This is a genomic window from Streptococcus porcinus, from assembly GCF_901542335.1.
GTDB lineage: Bacteria > Bacillota > Bacilli > Lactobacillales > Streptococcaceae > Streptococcus > Streptococcus porcinus_A.
In genome coordinates, this window is the sequence record NZ_LR594036.1 from 608,140 (window position 1) to 630,764 (window position 22,625).

Consider the following 22,625-nt stretch of genomic DNA (forward strand, 5'->3'; position numbering starts at 1 on the left):
AGAAAAATTTATTAGGAGGAAGAAAATGAGAGAAAATAAACTAAAGATCAAAGATTTAGTAACCATTGGTGTATTTGCAGTTATCTATTTTGTAGTAATGTTCGGTGTGGGAATGATAGGAATGGTACCTATTTTATTCTTAATCTATCCTAGCATCCTTGGAATTGTTACAGGTACGATTCTTATGTTATTTATGTCGAAGGTACAAAAACCTTGGGCGTTATTTATACTTGGTATGCTTTCACCATTATTAATGTTTGCGATGGGGCACACCTATATAATAGCTGTACATGCTCTTGTTGTCATGATTATTGCTGAAATGATTAGAAGGGCAGGTGGATACAATTCTTTTAAATATAATATGTTTGCTTTTGCAATTTTTAATACATGGATTTGTGGCTCACTTATGCAAATGCTATGGGCAAAAGAAAAATATATTGAATTATCAATGATGATGGGAAAAGAATATGTGGATGCTTTAGAAAAGCTAATCACCTATCCACATATGGCAATAGTTTATATTGGTGCTCTTGTTAGTGGAATAATTGGAGCATATATTGGAAAGGCACTTCTTAAGAAACACTTTAACAAAGCGGGTATCGTTTAATGTGGTCTGTGAAGAAAAATAGCCTAAACCCAAATTCCATAACGAAGTTTTTCGTTGTGGGATTGTTGGGATTGACTGTTGTACATTCAATTCATCCTGTTTTGGAGTGGATGGTTATATTTGTAATTTCTATCATGTATTTGATGAATGGATTAAAAAAAGAAGCGTTAAAAAATGTCATTATATTCGGAGTTTTATTTCTTGCTCCTAATTTTAAAATATTAGCTCAATTACCATTTTTTATAAAAATGTTTTTTTCTTTAATTTTTGTGCTTCGTATGTTTTATATTCCATATGCAGCAGGTAAATTTTTGATTAAAACATCAGATGTGGGAAGTATTATTTCATCTATGGATGTTTTAAAAATACCGAGTGCTATATCCATACCTGTTGCAGTTATGTTTCGCTTTTTTCCATCTTTTGTTGAAGAAAAGAATAATATAAAAATGGCAATGAAAATAAGAGGGATAGAGACAAAAAACCCTTTGAAATACTTAGAGTATGTAGCTGTACCTCTTTTAATTATTTCGTCAAATATTGCAGATGATATATCAAAGGCGGCAGAAACAAAATGTATTGCCAACCCTATAAAAAAGACAAGATATATTAGAGTAGGAGTTGGTGTAATTGATTTTATTTATGCTATGACGATGACAATAATAGTTATAGGAGGGTGGTTATGCTTGAAATAAAAAATCTTTCGTTATCCTATGAGGAAAACAAAAAGGTGTTAGATGACATTTCTCTAATCGCCAATGAAGGAGAATGTATTTTAATTACTGGTGAAAGTGGTAGTGGTAAATCTTCTATTATAAATTCAATCAATGGATTAGCTTTTGCCTTTGAAAATGCTAGTATTGAAGGAAACATTAAGATAAATAATAAAGAAATAAAAGATTTAGAACTATATGAAATATCTTTAATTATAGCGAGTGTTTTTCAGAATCCAAAAACTCATTTTTTCAATGTAAATACAACACTTGAGCTACTATTTTATTTAGAAAATATTGGAGTATCACCAGAAGAGATGGATGTTCGTATGAAAGAAATGTTAAAAATTTTTCCTATAGAATATTTACTTGGAAGAAATATTTTTGAATTATCTGGAGGTGAAAAGCAAATTTTATGTGTTGCTTCTTGCTATATTTCAGGGTGTAAAATTATAGTTCTTGATGAACCATCCTCAAATTTAGATGATAAGCATATTGATGTTCTTACAAAAATGTTGGAGATATTAAAAGAAAAAAAGGCAACACTTATTCTATCAGAGCATAGAATTTATTACTTAATGAATTTGATAGATCGTGTTTATTTGATTAAGCAAGGGAAAATAAAAGAGACCTTTAACAAAGAAGATTTTTTATCTTTGCCAAAAGAATATTTGACTCGCTCTGGACTTCGTTCTAGAGACAAAACTCCTTTAGCTAAAAGTCAAAGACCAAGCGGCAAGGATTTTATAATTCAAACAATGAATATTGATTTTGAAGATAAATGCGAACTAAGACTAGACAATGTATCGTTTGATTTAGGTAAAATTTACGGTATTGTTGGAAGAAACGGGTGTGGCAAATCAACTTTTTTGCGTTCAATAACAGGGTTAAATAAAAAAGATAAAAGTGAAATTACTTTTGAATGTCAAAAATTAATTGAAAAAGAAAGAATAAAAAACTCCAGTTTAGTTATGCAAGATGTTAATCATCAGCTTTTTACAGAATCTGTAGAGGAAGAATTACAACTAGGGGTTAAGGATTTAAGTAAAGAAAAAATAAACAGAATTCTTTTAGGTTTAGGACTCAATGAGTTAAAGTCTAGACATCCTATGAGTTTATCAGGTGGACAAAAACAAAGAGTGGCAATTGCTTCTGTTATTTGTAAAAATTCTACCTTCGTGTACTTTGATGAGCCAACGAGTGGAATGGATTATAACAATATGATAAAAATTGCAAATCTGATTAAAGAAATGAGCAATGAAAAAAACATTATATTCATTGTATCTCATGACACTGAATTTTTAAATGAGGTGGCGGATGCAATCCTTAATTTAGAAGAATTTGAAGTAATAGATAATGCTAATAAGCATGATAATTAATAAAGAAGTAATAATCATTAGAGAGGGAGGTTACTTATGAAACAAGATATGAAAGAACAATTATTAACCAAAAAACCAATAGATTTACTCTTTCAGCTATCAATTCCTGCTGTTATAGGAATGATAGTAATAGGTCTATATCCTTTGATGGACGGAATATTTGCAGGGAAAATTATAGGGCAGACAGCAATGACTGCTTGCGGTGTTGCTATGCCACTTACATTCTTTAACAGTGGAGTTTCAACTTTGCTTGGGGTAGGCTCTGCATCTGTTCTATCACGAGCAATTGGAAAAGGTGACCAAAAAACAATAGATAAAATTATGAGTAATTTAGTGTTTTGGGTGATTTTATTTTCAATAATTATTACAGTCGGAGGGATATTACTTGCACCACATTTTTTATCTATGGTAGGTGCGACAGGAGAAATTAAAGCTTATGGTATTAGATACCTTAGAGTGATTTTCATTGGCTCATTATTTGTAAACTTCACACAATCAGCCAATATGGTTATGCGTGGTGAAGGATTGATGAAAAAAGCTATGATGATTATGGGACTTGGGTCTTTACTAAATATTATTCTTGATCCAATTTTAATGATAATTATGGGTGAATATGCCATTGAAGGCGCTGCCCTTGCAACTGTTATAGCACAGTTTGTTCAAGCTGTTATAACACTTCATTACTTTTTGAAAAAGAGTAAAGTAGTTAAAATCCATAAGATAAAATCTGATTCGGAAATAAAAAAAGAAATGTTCGGAGTAGGTTCATCAGCTATGATGATGCAGATTTTATTTATGATTCAACAAACGATGCTATATAAGATGGCGTTCAAATATGGTGGGGATTCAAATGGAATTTTGATGGCAGCCTCACTAAGAATGTATGCTTTCTCGTTTATCCCTCTTTGGGGAATGAGTCAGGGGTTACAGCCTGTTGTCGGAACAAACTTTGGAGCGAAACAATATCATAGAGTAAGAGAAGCAATGAAAGTTTTTTCTATTGGAGGACTTATTCTTGCGGCCATATTTTGGATTCCGTCTTTATTATTTTCAAGTCAAATACTATCCTTGTTTGGTGTAGAATCAAATATTATTTCTCAAGGTGTTGGGAATTTTAGATTATTTTATTCCGTATTTATTTTGTATGGTGTAATGGTTATGAGTATAACATTCTTCCAATCCATCGGAAATGGAAAGAAAGCTGGGATTATTGTCATGCTTAGGCAACTGATATTATTTGTTCCTGCAATGATTATTTTACCAATGATATTTGGAGTAAAAGCAGTCTGGTTCACTCAGCCTTTAGTAGATTTTATAATGATTGTTGTTGGTTTATGTATGATGCTTGGGGAACTTAAGAAGATGAGCAACATAGTAATAAAGGCTTAGAAAAATGGAATTTATTTTATTTAACCATTAAATATGAGGGAAATGTGTATGGAAAGATATTTATTATTAAGTATGTATTTTAATAATATAAATTTACATTTACCTCATACTATGGGTTTGTTCGGATGCGCATGTATGCCCTAAGGAACAATTAAATAAGAATAAAGAAAAAATCGGGTTTCTTCAATTCAGAGGACGGACTACGTTTAGATGTAGGAGTCCTCCTTTTTTGTCTGGAAAACAAACAGACAAAAAAGAAATGGAGGAAACTTTATGTCAAAAGAATATTACCTTTATGTCAATGGGCAAAAGGTTAAAGTCAGCGAGCAGATATATAAAGTCTACTGGCGAGAAAAAGAACACGAAAAGTATTTAGAGCAAGTGGACAAGAAAAACCACTTGCTCTTTTTTTCTTCAATGGATCATGATGGACACTTCACAGACAACATTGTTGATGAAAGCATTGATGTAGCAAAGATTGTTGAAACACAGATGATGATTGAAGCGTTAAAAAAAGCTATATCAAGGCTCAATGCAGAAGAAAGAGATATTATTGAACGCTTGTATTTCAATGATGAGACGGTTCGTTCAGTGGCAAAGCTCAAAAGTATTACACATCCGGCTTTAATCAAAAGAAGAAACAAAATTCTTGAAAAGCTGAAAAATTTCATCGGAGAACTTTAAAACTTCGGTAACCAAAGGGGTCAAATTTTCCTTATGTAAAGTGAAGGGGAGTTTGACCTCCTTTACTTTTTGAGTAAGAGATACATCTGTTTATGGCAGATAGGAAAATGTAAAGAAAACAATCCCTTTCAAATATTGCTCTTTGACAACTGAATAGACCAAGGTAGGACTTTATCCACTTGCTGAGAATTATGACCTACGCCAAGACTTTTCTGCTGATGAAAATCGGTTCAAATGAATACCGGAGCTAAGTCGAGGATAGAAGAAAACGAGCGACAGATAGGAATACATAAAAGATAAGTATGGCAACTTATTTCGATGATGCAAGTGGTGATAATGATACTTCAATAGTTTAAGCCGGCTCGTCTGAAACAAGGGGTGGAGGTGAGATTCCTATGTAGCAGCCAATGCACCTACCAATGTCATAAAACTTAGTAAGAAAAATAATACTTGATTATAAAGAATTTAAAGCGGGAGGAGGTGTATTAGTGGATAATGACTGGAATGGACTGGCTGATTTGATAGCAAATCTGATTACAAAGTATGCTGGAGTTTTAGATTTAGATAATCTTCCAAATCCAACTCCAGTAAAAAATATTGAAGATAAAAATAAATTTGACATGGCAAAAACTCAGATTGAGAACAAGTGATAAAAGTGCTATAATATACTTGATATATTAGTCCAAACCATAAGTGGTAAAAATTTTAAGATATAGAAAAAGAATATTGAGGTTAATGCTATGTCAAAAGAAAAAATAAAAGTATACCTCTATACAAGAGTATCTACATCAATACAGATAGATGGCTATTCTTTAGAGGCACAAAAATCAAGAATGAAGGCGTTCGCCCTTTATAATGATTATGAAATTGTAGGAGAATATGAAGATGCGGGCAAGTCTGGAAAATCTATTGAGGGAAGAATACAGTTTACTCGCATGATGGAAGATATAAAATCCGGAAAGGATGGAGTATCTTTTGTTCTTGTGTTTAAGCTGTCAAGATTTGCAAGAAATGCTGCTGATGTTTTATCAACTCTACAAACAATGCAAGATTTTGGAGTCAATTTGATTTGTGTTGAGGATGGGATTGATTCATCCAAAGATGCAGGTAAATTGATGATTTCTGTTTTATCAGCAGTGGCTGAAATAGAAAGAGAAAACATTCGTGTCCAAACAATGGAAGGTCGTATTCAAAAGGCAAGAGAGGGTAAATGGAATGGTGGATTTGCTCCGTATGGCTATCAACTGATTGATGGAAAGTTGTTAATAAATGAAGAAGAAGCAATTGCAATAAGAACTATATTTGATCAGTATGTAAACACAAGTATTGGAGCTAATGGTCTTTCTAAGTATTTAGAAAATCATGGTATAAGAAAAATACCAAGACAAAATGGAAAAAATCCATTGTTTGACGCAGGTCTTATAAGAAAGATATTAAAGAATCCTGTATATAATGGGAAAATAGCGTTTGGAAGAAGAACATTAGAAAAAGTTCATGGTACAAGGAATGAATATAGACAAGTAGATCAGGACGATTATATAGTAGCAGAAGGAATTCATGAAGCAATAATTCCAGATAAATTATGGCAGGCTGCACAAGTAAAACTGAAAGCACAAGCTAAAAAGTATGAACATGTAAATAAGGGCAAAAACATGCGGACGCATTTATTATCGGGAATAGTAAAGTGTCCAATATGTGGGGCTGGAATGTTTGGAAACAAATCCATCAAATATAAAAAAGATGGGACGAAATATAAAGACTTCTATTACTATGGTTGTAAACATAGACTTATGAATAGAGGGCATAAATGCACCTACAACAAACAAATTAGAGAAGAATTGTTAGACGATGCTGTCGCTGAGGTAATAATCAAGTTAGTAAGCAACCCTAAATTTGCATCTATGATACAAGAAAAAATCAACATGAAGGTTGATACATCAGCTATTGAAAATGAGATAGATAATTACCAAAAAGAGCTGAGAAAAAGTCATTCCACAAAATTTAAGCTCATTGAAGAAATAGATAACTTAGATGTTGATGATAAACATTATAAGAGAAGAAAAACTGATTTGGATGATAGACTTTATCGTATGTACGATAAAATTGAGAAATTAGAAGGTCAGTTAATAGAAGCTAAAGCAAAGAAAGAAACAATAGAAGCTGAGAAACTTACTGGCGATAATATATATAAAGTTTTGATTTATTTTGACAAGCTTTATAAAGTCATGAACGATGTTGAACGCAGACAGTTAATAGAAGCACTCATTTCAGAAATTCAAATTTATGAAGAGAAGCAGCCAAATGGGCAATGGCTAAAATCCATTATTTTTAAGCTACCTATCATTGATGAGGATCTAAACATAAGTTTGGACAATGATGTGCATGTTGAATGCGTGAGCCTGCTAGAAAAACGCAACTAATCTTATTAGGACAGAAGAAACTGACAATGAAACATTTTGTCAATAAAGATGATGTTTTTTAGAGAACTATAACCAGAATAGAAATGATTTTTTTCGTATTATTACAAAAAATCATTTGATGATTGGAGAAAACGGTGTCTAAACAAAACGTTTATGATAATGAAATATTTTTTAATGAATATAAACAGTTACGAAAAAAAGAATCTACTGCTAATAATTTAATAGAAATTCCAGCTTTATTATCTCTGCTACCAGATTTGAAAGATAGAGTGATTTTAGACCTGGGTTGTGGGTTTGGAGAACATTGCAAGTTATTTGTCGAAATGGGAGCAAGAAAAGTCGTTGGAATTGACATTTCTCAAAAGATGATTGAAACAGCAAAATTGAAAAATAATAGTTCTCAAATAGACTATCTCCAACTTGCAATGGAAGACATAACTACCCTAACGCAAAAGTTTGATCTAGTTGTCAGTTCATTAGCACTGCACTATGTTGAGGATTTTAAGGGATTGGTCGAAAGTATAAATAAACTTTTAGGAGAAAATGGAATATTAGTTTTTTCTCAGGAGCATCCTTTTGTGACTTGCCATTCCAAAGGAGATAGATGGACAAGAGATCTTTCAGGACAGAAACTATTTGCCAATATTTCAAATTATGGAGTTGAAGGACAAAGAAAAACGGATTGGTTCATCGAGAACGTTGAAAAATACCATCGCACTTTTTCAACTATAATTAATACTCTGACCACTTCAGGATTTAAGATAGAAAAGATATTAGAACCAATACCAGAAAACACCATTTTAACTTCTTTCCCTGAATATAAGGATACTGTTCATAGACCAGATTTCTTAATTTTACGAGTAAAGAAGGTTGAATGAAAAGCCATTCTTTAAATTAAAAAAAACCAGCAACATTGAAAAAATACTAAAAAAGTTCCCTCAAGTCTGTGAAAGATTTAAGGGAACTTTTTAACTGATTAAACTAACAATAATGCCAAGCCAATAATAATAAAGGCCACCAGTTTATAGCTTTCATTAATGAGAATTAACTTAACTGGCCGTTGTTCAAAGAAATAGTTTTTGAGACCAGAAAGAATTGTAATGAGACCAATAATCAGGGCATTGATTGGTGTGGCAGCATTTATGGCTGATAAAAATAGTATGGTTATGATACTAATGATAACTTCGACAATAAGGGTCATTATCATTTCTTTTTTGCCATCTCCGTTTTTGCCAATGTCTTCTGGATTAATACCTTGTGCTTGTATCCAAGGTTTTTGGAAGAGGAGACCATACCAGAGGCCGCCAATCATAAAGTTGATAATTCCGGCAACGATTGCGATAATAAGTGTCATTGTTTTTTCTCCTAAATGTGTGAATTCTTATAGTGTGAGTTAGTGTTTTACCTTGTATTCTAAACCCAGGGCGCCTGATGTAAAAGTTTTTGAGCTGATTAGCTCTAAGTCGGAACTGATGTTTTCAAAGAGGCGCAAGCCATTCCCAACAATAGTGGGAGAGACAGTCAATGTAATTTTATCAATGAGATTTTCAGATAATAAAGAACGGCTTAGTCGAGGGCTTCCTAAAACCAAAATATCTTGACCAGCTGTATGTTTCAATTCTTTGAGATATTGGTTTAAGTTTTCTGACACAATGGTAGAATTGTTCCAGTCAGCAGTCTTAAGACTTCTAGAAGCAATCACTTTTCTAACGTCACTAATCCACTTGGCATGTCTGCGTTCATAATTGGTAGCTTCTGGGTGATTAAGCATGTCTGGCCAGTAGGCATACATCATTTCATAAGTTGCTCGTCCCCATAAAATAGTGTCGACACTTGATAAGGTTTTTTCTGCAAAAGCTTCTAATTCTTGGTTGTAAGCTATAAAGTCAATATCCATAGCTCCTTTTGGTCCTTCAACAACGCCGTCTAGTGACATGTGTAAAAAAATGGTAAGTTCTCTCATTTGCTGACTTTCTAATCTATTGGTAACTGAGGTTAGTATACTGTTTTGAAGCTAGAAAGTAAATTTAAATGTCTTGAAAGAAATCAATTAATTTCTGGATTGTTGCTAAATGGGCTGATAGGCTTGACAAATCAAGGGAAAAGTCAGATACTTAACTAGTAAGTATTGAGTCAGTATCATAAATTTTTAGAACTAAGGAGTAACTGGAATGTCCCGAGAAATTGCTACTATTCTGACAAATATGTGTATGATTTATGATGATCAGGGACGGGTTTTGGTACAGGATAAGGTCAGCAACTCTTGGTGGGGTATAACTTTTCCTGGTGGTCACGTTCATCCAGGGGAATCAATTGTGGATTCTACTATTAGAGAAATTAAAGAAGAAACAGGTTTAGATATAAGTGACTTAGAAATCTGTGGCATTAAGGACTGGACTAATTCTGATGGCTCTCGTTACGTTGTGTTTCTATACAAGAGCAACAAATTTTCTGGTCAGATACAGTCCTCTGATGAAGGTGAAGTATATTGGGTAGATTTGGAAGAACTTAAGCACCTAAAACTTGCCCGTTCGATGGATATTATGTTAGAAGTCTTTTTACGAGATGATGTTAGTGAACATTTCTTCTATCAAGAAAATGGGATATGGAAAGACAGTTTGAAATAAAGAGTGCAGAAGTCATCAGGTGAGTGATGACTTTTTAGATTTTTCTTTTCTAGATAAGAGCCTTGTTTAGTTTTTTTAAACCAAAATTTTTAGTGTGGCATGTTATAATGAGGGTATTATCATAATAGAGGAGTACTTCATGAAAATTTATTTTGCCAGTCCCTTATTTACTGAGATGGAATTGACCTTTAATCAAGCTCTTGTTGAAAAAATTAGACAGACTTATCCAGAGGTTGAAGTCTTTTTACCCCAAGAGCAGGGAGAAATTAATGATAAGCATGCCTATGCTGATTCTAAGATGATTGCGAAGCTAGATACGCAAGCGGTATTAGAAAGTGATCTACTAATTGCAATTTTAGATGGTCAAGTTATTGATCCAGGCGTTGCTTCAGAAATTGGAGTGGCTTATCAAGCAGGAATTCCCATCTTGGGGCTCTATAGCGATTCGCGTCAATTAGGAGCAGATAATCAACAAAAAATAGAGGCCCTAAAAGAGGTTGGGGAATCACAATTTGCTTATGTAAACCTTTATACTATTGGTCTCATCAAGTTAAATGGAAAAGTAGTTAGCTCTAGTCAAGAAGTGCTTGAGGCAATTGGTAATATGTAAAAAGGAAGTATGCCCACTACTATAGGGGAGGACGACTGGATGATTCGACATACCAAACTAGAAGATGCAAAAGCTTTACAAATTATTTGTAGAGAAGATTTGGGATATGAGAGTTCCTTAAACTCTATTGAGCGACAGATTGATAAATTAGATCAGAACGAGCATCATCATGCTTTTGTTTTTGAAGATAATCGTACTAAAGAAGTTTTAGGATTTGTTGAAGTACAGATTTATGAGTCTATCTATAGTGAACGTGGTCTTAATGTCTTGGGACTAGCAGTTGCTCATTCACACCAAGGACAAGGTATTGGTAAGCAGTTGATGACTTATATTGAGGCATGGGCTTGTCAGAATAACTGTACTTTTATTCGCTTAAATTCAGGCTCTCACCGTAGAGAAGCGCATGCTTTTTATAGAAGCCTTGGTTATGATGGTACTAAGCAGCAAGTTCGCTTTATTAAGTTTCTACAATAAGGTGCTATGAGAATGCAAGTAATTATCGAAATGCTGCAACCTCTAACACTGAAATAAAAATGACGCGATTAGGAAAATACGATATGAAAGAATTTAAAACAAAAGAACTAAAAATATTTGAAAATTATGAAACACTACTGGTTGATTATGGTCATGTCATTGTGTCCACGAAAGTTGTTGAATCATCACTAAATTATCACCAGACAGCTCATGGTGGATACCTGTTTGCTTTAAGTGACCAGATTTCTGGGGCTGTAAGTGTTTCTACTGGCTATGATACTGTTACTCAACAGTCGAGTATAAATTATTTTAAACCTGGAAAGTTAGGAGATATTTTAACAATTGAAGGAACTTGTATCCATGATGGAAAAAAGACTAAAGTTAATGAAGTGGTTATTAAAAATCAAAAAAATAACATATTAACACGTGCTAGTTTTACAATGTATGTGACAGGAAAACGTGAAGAGTGATAAATTTGGCCATTTAATTTGAATAATAGATATATTGAATATTTTCAACATATGAAAATAAAGGTTTTTGCAAGTTCATTTTTAACTTTCAAAGGCTTTTTTTATGCACAATTTTAGATAGTAGATAGATGTTATTATCACTTTAAAGATCATTTTTCTGACTTTTTTAGTTAAAAGTGCTATAGTATTAATAAGAATGATTATAATTAAGAAGAAAGAGAGGAGAAAAAATTGCCAATACTTGAATTTAAAGACGTCTCATTTTCGTCTGATGGGAAGGCTATTTTAAAAAACCTTAGTTTTACTATTGATGAGGGGGATTATGTATCAATTATAGGTCCCTCTGGTAGTGGAAAAAGCACTCTTTTGAAGCTAGCTAGTTATTTACAAAGTCCAACTAGCGGAGATATTATGTTTGAGGGTAAATCATTGGAGGACTACAATCCAATAAAATTACGTCAGACCCTTTCTTATTGTTTTCAAACTCCACACCTATTTGGTGAAAAAGTGAAAGATAATATCCAATTTCCCTATGAAATTAGACATTTATCTTTGGATCAGGCCCGTGTCAATAAACTTTTTGCACTATTTCAAATGGATCTTTCGTATTTAGAACAAGATGTTAAAAAGTTATCCGGAGGAGAAAAACAGCGAATAGCGCTGATCCGACAATTGTTATTTGAACCAAAGGTTCTTTTGTTGGATGAAGTGACTTCAGCTTTGGATTCTGTTAACAAAGAAATAGTCGAAGAAGTTATTGAAAGGCTAAATAACAAGGGTGTTACTATTCTCTGGATTACCCATGATACTAGTCAAAGTAAAAAATATGCTAATAAAATGATGACTATTGTAGATGGGAAACTAGAATCTATGGAGGTGATTAAATGAGTGGAGCAGATAATATTTCCGTAACGTCTTTATTACTAGCATTGTCTTTGGTTTTGATAACGTTATTTTTTTCTTATTGGCAAAAATTGAAGTTAGAAAAAGAGATTATTGTAGGAGCAGTTCGAGCAGTTATCCAGTTACTTATAGTTGGCTTTGTTCTTGATTATATCTTTGGCTACAAGAATCCTATTTTTACAGCTCTTTTATTATTATTTATGATTGTGAATGCTTCTTATAATGCAGCTAAGCGTGGAAAAGGAGTTGGTAATGCTTTTAAAATATCTTTTGTTGCTATTGCTTTAGGTTCTAGTATTACGCTATCAGTTTTAATTTTTTCAGGAATTTTAGAGTTTTTGCCTAATCAAATGATCCCTGTTGGAGGAATGATTATCAGTAACTCAATGGTTGCTATTGGGCTATGTTATAAACAACTTTTGGATTCTTTTCGAGATAAACAAGAAGAAGTAGAAACCAAATTAGCACTTGGTGCTGATATCCTACCTGCTTCCATTGATATTATCCGTGATGTTATTCGGACCGGCATGGTTCCAACAATTGATTCGGCTAAGACGCTAGGGATCGTTTCTTTACCGGGAATGATGACGGGGTTAATTCTAGCAGGAACTTCTCCTATACAAGCTGTGAAATATCAAATGATGGTTACTTTTATGCTACTAGCTACAACATCTATTGCTTCTTTTATTGCTTCTTATCTGGCTTATAAAGGCTTCTTTAACGATAAAAAACAATTAGTGGTTAAACGGCCATAGATATAAAAAACTAACAATAATGAGATTTTAAGGTGTTTTTGATGCTAAATTCCATATAAAATGTGCTTGACAATTCTTCTTATCTTAGCTATACTGTTAACAATTAAATACTGCTTTAACTATGTACCGTGAGACATAAAAGCGCAAAGAAGAGATGGCGAATGCTACCCTCTTATTTTCTAGAGATTTTTTGACTCACGACTACTGGCGGGGGTCTTTTTTGGCTTTTATCAGTATTCAATTAATTAAAGTAGTCAGTGAGCTACTATTAAAGGGAGAAAGAAATGTCACAGATGTCACTAGACAGAAATAACAAAAGAGCCCTTGCGGCAGCTATTATAGCTTCAGGAACAGATGATTTAAACGTTATGTTTCTTGCGTTTTCAATGTCTTCAATTATTACCGAACTTGGCATAACAGGAGCACAAGGTGGGTGGATTGCGACCGTAACAAATTTAGGAATGCTACTTGGGGGCCTTATTTTTGGCCTATTAGCTGATAAGTACCATAAGTTTAAAGTCTTTAAGTGGACGGTGTTGGTCTTCTCGATTGCGACAGGTCTTGTTTACTTTACCAAGAGTATTAACTATCTCTATCTGATGCGTTTTCTTGCTGGGATTGGTGTAGGTGGAGAATATGGTGTCGCTATAGCTATTATGGCAGGTATTGTCCCAGCAGAAAAAATGGGACGAATATCTTCTCTTAATGGAATTGCTGGGCAACTAGGCTCAATTTCCTCCGCACTATTAGCGGGCTGGTTAGCACCAAGCTTAGGATGGAGAGGACTCTTCTTATTTGGCTTAGCACCAATCTTGCTAGTTCTATGGATGGTGTTTAGTATCGATGATGACAAGATTTGGGATAAAGGTAGTAGTGGAACAGAAGAAACTAGTCAACCTGTTAAAATTAGTCAACTTTTTAAAAATCCACATTTAGCAGGGCAAACCTTAGCATTAATGGTCATGACAACAGTTCAAATTGCTGGTTACTTTGGTATGATGAACTGGTTACCAACTATTATTCAAACTAATCTCGGTCTCTCTGTCAAAGATTCATCTTTATGGATGGTAGCGACAATCTTAGGAATGTGTTTGGGGATGGTGACTTTTGGTCAGATTTTAGATAAGTTTGGCCCAAGGCCAGTTTACTCGGCTTTTCTAATAGCTTCATCGGTCTGCGTTTATCTCTTTCAATTTGCAAATTCGATGCCAGCTATGATAATTGGTGGGGCAGTAGTTGGTTTTTTCGTTAATGGTATGTTTGCGGGGTATGGTGCTATGATTACGAGACTTTACCCACACCATATTCGCTCAACAGCCAATAATGTCATTCTTAATGTAGGGCGTGCTATTGGTGGTTTTTCATCAGTCGTCATTGGTAAACTCCTTGATGTTTCGGGTGTGGCAATGGTCATGATTTTCTTAGCTGCCCTCTATATGATTAGCCTTGGAGCGATGTTATCTATTAAAAATCTTCAGCCAAGTATTTATAAGCAGTTATCAAAATAAGGATAAATTAAAAGGTATTAGCAAGCACTAATACCTTTATAACTTTTGAAGAAATGCTTCTTTATTAAGCCGAACTCTGGTGTGATAAGCCTTTGCAATTAATTGTTTATCAACAAAAGCTTCTAGCTGAAAATCGTATCTGCGTCCTTGGTTAGTAACTTCGGTTATTAGAACAGTGACAGAGTTGCCAATTTTGCTTGCTTTTAAATGGTCAATAGTCATTTTTGTTCCAACAGTCGTTAATAGGTTATCCTGAATCCTTTCTTTAGCGAAAAGACAGGCAGCATTTTCTAAAAAACTAACGAGACTGGGTGTCGAAAGGACTTCAAGCTCTCCAGAGCCAACAGATTTAGCTGAATGTTCCTTTCTTGTTTCATACACTTTTGAATAGATAGCCATAGTAACCTCCTTGTTATTTATTATAGTACTTAAAACCATTTAAGTCTGCTGAAAACTGGTTATATGCTATACTAATAAAAAAGGTTAGGAACTTAGAATGGGTTATATGATTGAAAATAAAGAAGTAAAAGCAGATTATCTCGAAAACCATTCCAAGAGTTAGGAAAGATAACGTAGAAATGTAAGGCACTTGATTAGCCAACGTATCGGATAAAGGTCTTACTTAGGCAAATTAGGAGATGATAATGAGATTAGATAAATTTTTAGCCGAAGCTGGCTTTGGAAGTCGTACTCAGGTAAAAAGCTTGCTCAAAACAAAAAAAGTATGTGTTAATGGTAAAAAAGAATCTCAAGCCAAAAAGCAGATTAATCCAAATCTTGACCGAGTGGAGATTGAGGGGCAAGAAGTTTTATACGAAGAGTTTGTCTATTACATGCTTAATAAACCAAAAGGTGTCATTTCAGCTACCCAAGATAAGGTTCACCAGACCGTTGTAGACTTACTAGATGAGACAGCAAAGCAAAAAGCGGTTTTTCCTGTGGGGCGTTTAGATAAAGATACACACGGATTGTTATTATTGACAAATAATGGAGACTTGGCACACCGTCTTCTTTCTCCTAAGAAGCATGTCAATAAAGTTTATATGGCCGAAGTTGATGGTTTAATGACTAATCAAGATATTGAGTCCTTCAAAAAAGGTATTCACTTATCAGACCATCAGTGTCAGCCAGCGGTTTTGGAGATTTTAGCAATTGACCGTGAAAAATCCCGGTCACGTGTTAAAATAGTTATTAAAGAAGGAAAATTTCATCAAGTTAAACGTATGGTATTAGCTTGTGGAAAGGAAGTGAGAGATCTTCAGCGCCTTGAAATGGGACCTTTACAACTTGATTCTAAGCTTGCTCTCGGTGCATTTAGAAAGCTAGAAAATACTGAAATTGAGGCCTTACTAAGCTTACCTTGAATCTTATTACTAAAAAACCTATGTGTTGATGTACTGCACATAGGTTTTTACAGCCATTTTTTGAATTTTGAGTAGAGAATTGCTGCGATAAAAATGGTTACAGCAAAAATAATGACTAATGGGTAACCTAAGGGGCTCGCTAATTCAGGCATGTATTTGAAATTCATCCCATACCAGCCAACTAGGATCGTTAAGGGCATGCAACAGGTTGTAACAGTAGTTAGAATAGCCATATTTTTATTTTGGCGCATTTCTAATTGAGATTTGGCCATTTCTCTTATCTGGATGATGGTTTCTCTTAGCGTTAAAACCGTTGATTGCAATCTTGCAACGCGGGCAGAAAAAAGATGGAAAAAGCGTAAGTTTTCTTCTTGGAAAAAATTGTTTTCATTTTCTGCCAATTCTTGACTAAAATCAAGAAGTTGACTATAGTGCAGATTCAATTTGGTCAGTTTACGTCTTAAACTATTGAGATCCGATTCATGGTATTGGTTTTTTCCATCAAGAATGATTTCCTCTAAATTATCCAGATATTTATCATAAGATTCCAGTAGTTCACTATCTCCTTTAATAATTGTCTCTAAAAAATCATAGAGAAAGCGTTCTAAACTGGGATTTTTCCACTTTTTACTTTTTTGAATTTTTTTTACCAGATGCTCTACATGATGATGTTGATCAATGAAGACAACCCCCCGCTCATCAAGGGCAAAGGAAAAATCAATGGATTTGTTCAACAAGTCATCACGGTTGGGGATTTTGAAAGTCCCTGTAAGCGAGTCAAGGTTAACTTCGGCCTTAGTTGATTTAGCGCTAGCAAAGTCAAAATCCATGTCAATCCCCATTTGCAAGGCATCTTGTAAACTTTGCCACTCAGTAGGTTTGATAACTGCAACAAAGGGATTTCTACTTTGTTGACAGTTTTCAAAGGTTGTTACTTTTAATTTTTCTGAAATATCATAATACATAAGCATATTATAAGCCCATTACGTAAAAAAAGCTAGTTCCAACTAGCTTTAGAACGTAGATAAACTCCTAACAATAAAAAAATGTGAATAGACTTGCGTAAAATGACAAGATATTAAACTCTTAAAAATGTTGATGTTCCAATGTTTCTGAGAGTTTTTGCTTTTCATAATAAAGAAAAAGATTGAAGAAAATTGTCCAAAATGGACTTTTTCTTCAATCTGAAGCTAGTTCCAACTAGCTTTTTAATTTGTTTAGATAGCCCATTCTCCACCACGGAAAATTGGAACAACTTTGCCATCTTTTGTGATACCATCAATATCCATTTTGTCTGACCCAATCATGAAGTCAACATGTGCTGTTGAACGATTTAGCCCTGCGGCTTTTAATTCTTCCTGAGACATCTCTGTTCCCTCTTTTAAACTAAAAGCATAAGCAGCGCCGATAGCTAAATGATTTGAAGCATTTTCATCAAAGAGAGTGTTAAAGAAGGTTAAGCCAGATAGCGAAATTGGTGTTTTGTGTGGTACAAGTGCGACTTCACCTAATGAGCGAGCGCCATCGTTTTCTTCAACCAATCGCTTAATAGTTTCTTCCCCTTTTTTGGCTGTTACTTCTGTAATCTGACCACCTTTAAAGGTAAATCTCATTCCTTCAATAACAACACCGGCATAGCTAAGTGGCTTCGTAGAAGAAACATACCCATCAGCTCGGCGATAATCAGGTGCCGTGAAGACTTCTTCAGTTGGCATATTGGCGATGAATTCTTCTCCTTGAGCATTCTTACTGCCAGCAGCTTCCCATAAGTGGTTTTCAGGCATTCCTAGGGTTAAATCAGTTCCAGGAGCCACGTAGTGGAGAGCATCAAATTGGTAATCGTTCAATATTTTTGCTTTTGCTTCCAGTTTAGCTTGATGATCATCCCAAGCTTTTATTGGATTTTCTTCATAGATACGATTCATCTTGAAAATAGCATCCCACAAGGCATCAACTTGCTCTTCTTCTGTAGCAAGGTTTGGGAATACCATAGCAGCCCATTCTGGGCTTGGAGCTGCAACAAGATTCCAAGAAAATTTATTTGCTTGCGAAGCGGCTCGCTGTTTTTCAAGGGCAATGGCAGTAGCTTTCGTAGCTTCAGATAGTCTTTCGGAATCAACACCTGCAAAGGCATTAGGGTCAGATGAACGAACGAAGAGACGGCTAGCATTTTTTTCTAAAAAGTAATTTGATTTTTCGACTAAGTAGCTTGGTACGTTAATCAAACGCTCATAATCAGCATGCAAGAGACGTTGACGAGCAATCTTATCGTCAATATAGTCGACAACAACTTCAGCAGCACCAGCTTGATAGGCTTTTTCGGTCAATAGTGAAGCCAGTTGATAATGCTCAACAGAAATAGCGATGATTAGTGTATGACCCTTTTGAACATTAACCCCTTTTGTGATTAAAAGATTAGCGTACTTTTCTAGATTTTCTTTGAAATTTGGTAAAACCATGTATGACCCCTTTTTTAGTTATCGTAAGTCTAATGTAGCATAAAAGAGATAAAAGCTCAAGATGAAGGAGCTTCTTAAAAGGAAATAAGCTAATAACTTGCTATTTGCTAATTGGTCATTTTCGTGTTAAGATAATAGAAAGAAAAATCTATAGTTGAGGTAGTAAAGTGGCATTTGGAGAAAATGGACCAAGAAAAAAAACAACATTTGAAAAAATTACAATGTTTGTTGTTATATTGATGGTTCTTGTAACTGTTGGCGGCCTTGTTGCAGGTGCGTTATCAGTATTGATGTAAAAAAATGCCTGATGGCGTTTTTTTAAAATAAGAGAAGGTAAGAGAAAGATATGAGTATGTTTTTAGATACTGCCAAGATTAGTGTTCATGCTGGTCGTGGCGGTGATGGAATGGTTGCATTTAGACGGGAAAAATACGTTCCCAATGGCGGACCTTGGGGCGGTGACGGTGGCAAAGGTGGCTCTGTCATCTTTAAAGTTGATGAGGGCTTAAGAACTTTGATGGATTTCCGTTATAATCGGAAATTTAAAGCTAAAGCCGGTGAAAAAGGCATGACTAAAGGCATGCATGGGCGAGGGTCAGAGGACCTTATCGTACCAGTACCTCAAGGTACAACCGTTAAAGATGCTGAAACGGGAAAAGTTATCACAGATTTAGTGGAAAATGGCCAAGAATATATAGTGGCTCATGGTGGACGTGGCGGACGTGGTAATATTCGTTTTGCTACTCCTCGAAACCCTGCCCCAGAAATTGCTGAAAATGGGGAACCAGGTGAAGAGCGCGACTTAGAGCTAGAATTGAAGATTTTAGCTGATGTTGGCTTAGTTGGATTCCCATCTGTAGGTAAATCCACATTATTAAGTGTGGTATCAGCCGCTAAACCTAAAATTGGTGCTTATCATTTTACTACGATAGTTCCGAATCTAGGAATGGTGCGAACCAAGTCCGGAGATAGCTTTGCTATGGCAGACCTTCCAGGTCTTATTGAAGGAGCTAGTCAGGGAGTAGGGCTAGGCACTCAGTTTCTTCGTCATATTGAACGGACACGAGTTATTTTACATGTTATTGACATGTCAGCTTCAGAAGGTCGAGATCCTTATGACGACTATGTTTCTATCAATAATGAGCTTGAAACCTATAATTTGAGATTGTTGGAGCGTCCACAAATTATTGTTGCAAATAAAATGGATATGCCAGAAGCTGAAGAAAATTTAAAGGCATTTAAAGAAAAACTAGCTGCAGAGTATGACGAATTTGATGAGCTTCCCAAAGTCTTTCCGGTCTCAACTCTTGCAAAGCAAGGGTTAGACAATTTAATGGATGCTACAGCAGAACTCTTAGCCAAAACAGATGAATTCTTACTTTATGATGACAGTGATTTTCAAGATGAAGAAGTTTACTATGGTTTTGATGGCGAAGAAAAAGACTTTGAAATTAATCGCGATGATGATGCTTCATGGGTGCTTTCAGGCGAAAAATTAGAACGTCTCTTTGTGATGACTAACATGGAGCGCGATGAATCAATTATGAAATTTGCACGCCAGCTACGCGGAATGGGTGTTGACGAAGCTTTACGTGAGCGGGGTGCAAAAGATGGAGATATCGTGCGCATTGGTAATTTTGAGTTTGAATTTGTGGACTAAGGTTGCACAGAAATAGTGAATCTTGGGATTGATGCTCTGACAACTTTTATTAGAGATAATGGGTTTATTTCTATCGACAATAATTTAAAAGTAACAGTACTACAAGTAATGATGTGACGGGGGTGTCTAATGGGTGACAAACCGATATCTTTTAAAGATAAAGATGGTAATTTTGTTTCAGCTGCGGATGTTTGGAATGCAGAAAAGTTAGAGGAGCTTTTTAATACCTTGAATCCAAATAGACATCTCAGACTAGAACGCGAAAAACGAAAAAAAGAAAAAGGATAAGGTTCAAACCTTATCCTTTTTCAGCGCCAGTTCTTGGCCTTTTTGAAGCTTAATCCAGTTAAAAAATGTATAAATATCATTAATTAAAAAAATGATAAAACAGATAGCGATAGAATAATGACTAGGATCAGAGTTTACTTCTAGAAGCCAAAGGAAAATCAAGACCACATCATTTAAAGCAAAAAATAAAGCATAGAATGGATTTCTTTTATAAGATAGAAAAGTTGCTACAAAAGAAGTTGTGATGGAAAGAGTAGATACCAACAAAAAAGCAGTATGGAAAATATCTAAAATAAAGTAGAAGATAATCGTTACAAGAAAAGTGAAGAAAGCTAAAACATAGATATCCTTAATGTTTAGACGACTAATCAATACTTGTGATTTTTTACCTTCAAAAGGGTGGCTTAGCCATGAGAACAAGGCAAAAATTGCCATAGGCAGGGTTAACATAAAATAGGTTAGAACCTCGCCGTAGTAGTGATTTCTTAACGAAAGATAGGCATAAATAACGGAAAAGATAATAATCAAACCTTGACCTAAAGGATTTGCCTTAGCTGAAAATATTAGTGAGGTTGCCCCTATTAAAGAAGCAGCTAAAGCCAGAGGATTAGCTTGATTAAAGAAAATATAGGAAGAAATAATGGTTGTCATGGAAAATAACCAAATCAACCATTCCAATTTGCTAAAGTATTTTAATAATGCCATAGTATTATTCAATCACAGCTTATAGATCCTGTCAATGGTCTTTAAAGGAGGGTGTTCTGATCTAATTGATATTTTTTCAAATATGGTTCAGCTATGAAATGACGATCATGCGAAACACTGATGATTGCTCCTTCGAAACCAGCTAATAATTCCCTGACTAAGGGTTGACTTGTAGGAGAAAAATGTCTGGTCGGCTCATCTAGAACTAAAATGTTACACTTGTCTAAAACCATTTTGGTTAAGAATAGTTTAGCTTTTTGCCCCCCTGAAAGATGATAGATGTCATGTTCTATCTCCTGTCGTGTTAGTTGTAAGCTAGCTAGCAGATTTCTAGCTTGTTCTGGATTTTCCGGTGCAAGGAAGTCAAGAACTTTTTCCTTTTCTATTAAAAGATCCTCATAATGTTGAGGCATATAGCCAACTCGTAAAGAGGCGTTCTCTTCTAATTCAGTAACGATTGTTTTCAACAGACGACTTTTACCAACACCATTTTGGCCAGTAATGACGAGTTTGTCCTGACCTCGGATGAGGAGGTTAACTTTTTGACCAGTCTCTAAAACGTAATCTTGCCAATGGAGGATGATCTTGTTTTTTGGTAGTGGAATACTATCAGAAAAGAAAATGGCAATGCTCTCTAACTCATCAGGAAGCTCTTTCAACTGGTTTTTAGTAAGATTTAATTTTCGTTCCTGAGATTTAATAACTTTCATCTTTTTAGCTAGTAGCCGACCAGCTGTTGAATCCTTTGTGTGGTTTAGCTGATGATGGAGGCTAGCTTGGAGTTTTTCTTGCTTGACTTTTTTCTTTTGGAAATCGGCGCGCTCTTTAGAGGCAATTTGTAACTGTTTTTGGTATTGGTTTTGTCTATGGGACTTATAGTCCGGGTAAGAACCTTTAAAGAAAGTCCATTTTGATTTCCGGCGTTTTTGGGTTAATTCAAGATGTAAAATGGCAGTAGCACAAGTAGTCAAAAAACCTTCATCATGGGAAATAAAGAGAATTGTTTGTTGACTATCCTGAATTATTTTTTCTAGCCAGATTATGGACTCTAAATCCAAGTCGCTAGAAGGCTCATCTAATAAGAGTAAATCAGGATTGAGAGCTAAAGCTTTGATGACTTGTAGCTTAAGGCGTTCGCCACCTGATAAATCTTTTAGTCGAATGTCTTCTCTATCTAATAAATCCAAGTCAAATCGACAAGATTGGGCCAATTGGAAGAAAAGATTAAAGTCTAGAAAAGGGATATCGTTTTCATTATACAAAAAAGCATGTAAAGATTTAGTCAAGGTCAATTGATCTAATTCTTGTGGTAGGTGGATAACTTTTGTGAAATCATGTTTGATGAGCCCGCTCATATTAATATAATCAGGCAATTTTTCAGGATGAAAGATGGCTTTTAGGAGAGTAGATTTTCCTGTTCCCTCTTCGCCAATAATGGCTACTTTTTCACCATTATTGACAGTGAGTGTTAAGTCTTTAAGGAGCTGGGAAAGGTCTTTAGTATGGGTGAGGTTCAGTTTGTTTAATTGTAGCATAGATGCCTCCTGTCTATTAGTTATATCTTAATTAGTACTAAATAAGAAGTGACAAATAATTGAGAGACAGAAAAAAAC

General features: G+C 34.7%; 26 protein-coding genes. 19 read left to right on the forward strand and 7 right to left on the reverse strand.

All coding sequences use genetic code 11. The features are described from left to right. Positions 1 to 25: 25 nt before the first annotated feature. The 8 genes from FGK96_RS02930 to FGK96_RS02965 all read left to right on the forward strand — a co-directional run bounded on the left by FGK96_RS02930 (position 26) and on the right by FGK96_RS02965 (position 8,067). Positions 26 to 607, forward strand: a complete 582-nt coding sequence (locus tag FGK96_RS02930; RefSeq protein ID WP_138081185.1) for an MptD family putative ECF transporter S component — start codon at positions 26 to 28, stop codon at positions 605 to 607. After that, on the forward strand, positions 607 to 1,299 hold the full coding sequence (locus FGK96_RS02935; RefSeq protein ID WP_138081187.1) for an energy-coupling factor transporter transmembrane component T: 693 nt from the start codon (positions 607 to 609) through the stop codon (positions 1,297 to 1,299). Before FGK96_RS02930 ends, FGK96_RS02935 begins: the two co-directional genes overlap by 1 nt. Then, positions 1,287 to 2,696 (forward strand): ABC transporter ATP-binding protein, encoded by a 1,410-nt coding sequence (locus tag FGK96_RS02940; RefSeq protein WP_138081189.1) that lies wholly within the window; start codon positions 1,287 to 1,289, stop codon positions 2,694 to 2,696. The genes FGK96_RS02935 and FGK96_RS02940 overlap by 13 nt, the downstream gene beginning before the upstream one ends. Before the next feature lie 36 nt (positions 2,697 to 2,732). Beyond that, complete coding sequence (locus FGK96_RS02945) at positions 2,733 to 4,085, forward strand: MATE family efflux transporter (RefSeq protein ID WP_138081191.1); 1,353 nt, start codon at positions 2,733 to 2,735, stop codon at positions 4,083 to 4,085. A 273-nt stretch (positions 4,086 to 4,358) separates the two neighbouring features. Beyond that, entirely contained in the window at positions 4,359 to 4,769 is a 411-nt protein-coding gene (locus FGK96_RS02950) for a sigma-70 family RNA polymerase sigma factor (RefSeq protein ID WP_138081193.1), read from the forward strand. A 488-nt stretch (positions 4,770 to 5,257) separates the two neighbouring features. Next, complete coding sequence (locus FGK96_RS02955; protein WP_000368178.1) at positions 5,258 to 5,419, forward strand: hypothetical protein; 162 nt, start codon at positions 5,258 to 5,260, stop codon at positions 5,417 to 5,419. Positions 5,420 to 5,509: 90 nt separating this feature from the next. Then, positions 5,510 to 7,189 (forward strand): recombinase family protein, encoded by a 1,680-nt coding sequence (locus FGK96_RS02960; protein ID WP_138081195.1) that lies wholly within the window; start codon positions 5,510 to 5,512, stop codon positions 7,187 to 7,189. A gap of 134 nt (positions 7,190 to 7,323) precedes the next feature. Continuing rightward, positions 7,324 to 8,067 (forward strand): class I SAM-dependent methyltransferase, encoded by a 744-nt coding sequence (locus FGK96_RS02965; protein WP_138081197.1) that lies wholly within the window; start codon positions 7,324 to 7,326, stop codon positions 8,065 to 8,067. 98 nt (positions 8,068 to 8,165) lie between these two features. Here the strand turns inward: FGK96_RS02965 and FGK96_RS02970 are convergent, their stop codons facing one another. Beyond that, positions 8,166 to 8,543, reverse strand: a complete 378-nt coding sequence (locus FGK96_RS02970) for a DUF1761 domain-containing protein (RefSeq protein WP_138081199.1) — start codon at positions 8,541 to 8,543, stop codon at positions 8,166 to 8,168. Positions 8,544 to 8,582: 39 nt separating this feature from the next. Further along, positions 8,583 to 9,152: a dihydrofolate reductase family protein gene (locus FGK96_RS02975; protein WP_138081201.1), complete on the reverse strand. Its 570-nt coding sequence runs from the start codon at positions 9,150 to 9,152 to the stop codon at positions 8,583 to 8,585. Between the two features lie 208 nt (positions 9,153 to 9,360). Here FGK96_RS02975 and FGK96_RS02980 point away from each other — a divergent pair, with 208 nt between their 5' ends. The 7 genes from FGK96_RS02980 to FGK96_RS03010 all read left to right on the forward strand — a co-directional run bounded on the left by FGK96_RS02980 (position 9,361) and on the right by FGK96_RS03010 (position 14,536). Next, positions 9,361 to 9,816, forward strand: coding sequence for an 8-oxo-dGTP diphosphatase (locus tag FGK96_RS02980; RefSeq protein ID WP_138081203.1), 456 nt, complete (start codon positions 9,361 to 9,363; stop codon positions 9,814 to 9,816). 139 nt (positions 9,817 to 9,955) lie between these two features. Then, the gene (locus tag FGK96_RS02985; RefSeq protein ID WP_138081205.1) at positions 9,956 to 10,426 is read left to right on the forward strand and encodes a nucleoside 2-deoxyribosyltransferase; all 471 of its coding nucleotides are present in this window, start codon (positions 9,956 to 9,958) and stop codon (positions 10,424 to 10,426) included. 9 nt (positions 10,427 to 10,435) lie between these two features. Continuing rightward, complete coding sequence (locus FGK96_RS02990; protein ID WP_232045790.1) at positions 10,436 to 10,900, forward strand: GNAT family N-acetyltransferase; 465 nt, start codon at positions 10,436 to 10,438, stop codon at positions 10,898 to 10,900. 83 nt (positions 10,901 to 10,983) lie between these two features. Continuing rightward, complete coding sequence (locus tag FGK96_RS02995; RefSeq protein WP_138083488.1) at positions 10,984 to 11,370, forward strand: PaaI family thioesterase; 387 nt, start codon at positions 10,984 to 10,986, stop codon at positions 11,368 to 11,370. Between the two features lie 231 nt (positions 11,371 to 11,601). Then, positions 11,602 to 12,258: an ABC transporter ATP-binding protein gene (locus tag FGK96_RS03000; RefSeq protein WP_138081207.1), complete on the forward strand. Its 657-nt coding sequence runs from the start codon at positions 11,602 to 11,604 to the stop codon at positions 12,256 to 12,258. Further along, positions 12,255 to 13,028, forward strand: coding sequence for an ABC transporter permease (locus FGK96_RS03005; protein ID WP_138081209.1), 774 nt, complete (start codon positions 12,255 to 12,257; stop codon positions 13,026 to 13,028). The genes FGK96_RS03000 and FGK96_RS03005 overlap by 4 nt, the downstream gene beginning before the upstream one ends. A gap of 284 nt (positions 13,029 to 13,312) precedes the next feature. Then, complete coding sequence (locus FGK96_RS03010; RefSeq protein WP_138081211.1) at positions 13,313 to 14,536, forward strand: MFS transporter; 1,224 nt, start codon at positions 13,313 to 13,315, stop codon at positions 14,534 to 14,536. A gap of 36 nt (positions 14,537 to 14,572) precedes the next feature. Here the strand turns inward: FGK96_RS03010 and FGK96_RS03015 are convergent, their stop codons facing one another. After that, positions 14,573 to 14,935 carry a thioesterase family protein gene (locus tag FGK96_RS03015; RefSeq protein WP_138081213.1) on the reverse strand — a complete coding sequence of 121 codons (363 nt, stop codon included), beginning with the start codon at positions 14,933 to 14,935 and terminating at the stop codon, positions 14,573 to 14,575. A gap of 245 nt (positions 14,936 to 15,180) precedes the next feature. On the opposite strand from FGK96_RS03015, the gene FGK96_RS03020 reads away from it, so the two are divergent. Beyond that, complete coding sequence (locus FGK96_RS03020) at positions 15,181 to 15,900, forward strand: pseudouridine synthase (RefSeq protein WP_138081214.1); 720 nt, start codon at positions 15,181 to 15,183, stop codon at positions 15,898 to 15,900. Positions 15,901 to 15,947: 47 nt separating this feature from the next. On the opposite strand, the gene FGK96_RS03025 is transcribed toward FGK96_RS03020, so the two are convergent. Both FGK96_RS03025 and FGK96_RS03030 read right to left on the reverse strand, forming a co-directional pair. Then, positions 15,948 to 16,865 carry a CorA family divalent cation transporter gene (locus FGK96_RS03025; protein WP_138083489.1) on the reverse strand — a complete coding sequence of 306 codons (918 nt, stop codon included), beginning with the start codon at positions 16,863 to 16,865 and terminating at the stop codon, positions 15,948 to 15,950. A gap of 252 nt (positions 16,866 to 17,117) precedes the next feature. Then, positions 17,118 to 18,359 (reverse strand): aminopeptidase, encoded by a 1,242-nt coding sequence (locus tag FGK96_RS03030; RefSeq protein WP_138081216.1) that lies wholly within the window; start codon positions 18,357 to 18,359, stop codon positions 17,118 to 17,120. 167 nt (positions 18,360 to 18,526) lie between these two features. Between FGK96_RS03030 and FGK96_RS03035 the strand changes: the two genes are divergently transcribed. From FGK96_RS03035 to FGK96_RS03045, 3 genes are all read left to right on the forward strand, one after another. Continuing rightward, positions 18,527 to 18,655 (forward strand): DUF4044 domain-containing protein, encoded by a 129-nt coding sequence (locus FGK96_RS03035; RefSeq protein WP_003085163.1) that lies wholly within the window; start codon positions 18,527 to 18,529, stop codon positions 18,653 to 18,655. Between the two features lie 50 nt (positions 18,656 to 18,705). Next, entirely contained in the window at positions 18,706 to 20,019 is a 1,314-nt protein-coding gene (obgE, locus tag FGK96_RS03040) for a GTPase ObgE (RefSeq protein WP_138081218.1), read from the forward strand. Positions 20,020 to 20,148: 129 nt separating this feature from the next. After that, the gene (locus tag FGK96_RS03045; protein WP_138081221.1) at positions 20,149 to 20,307 is read left to right on the forward strand and encodes a hypothetical protein; all 159 of its coding nucleotides are present in this window, start codon (positions 20,149 to 20,151) and stop codon (positions 20,305 to 20,307) included. Positions 20,308 to 20,310: 3 nt separating this feature from the next. Here FGK96_RS03045 and pnuC read toward each other — a convergent pair whose 3' ends face one another. Continuing rightward, on the reverse strand, positions 20,311 to 21,012 hold the full coding sequence (gene pnuC, locus FGK96_RS03050) for a nicotinamide riboside transporter PnuC (protein ID WP_172601586.1): 702 nt from the start codon (positions 21,010 to 21,012) through the stop codon (positions 20,311 to 20,313). Positions 21,013 to 21,053: 41 nt separating this feature from the next. Next, positions 21,054 to 22,547: an ATP-binding cassette domain-containing protein gene (locus tag FGK96_RS03055; RefSeq protein WP_138081225.1), complete on the reverse strand. Its 1,494-nt coding sequence runs from the start codon at positions 22,545 to 22,547 to the stop codon at positions 21,054 to 21,056. Positions 22,548 to 22,625: the final 78 nt, after the last annotated feature.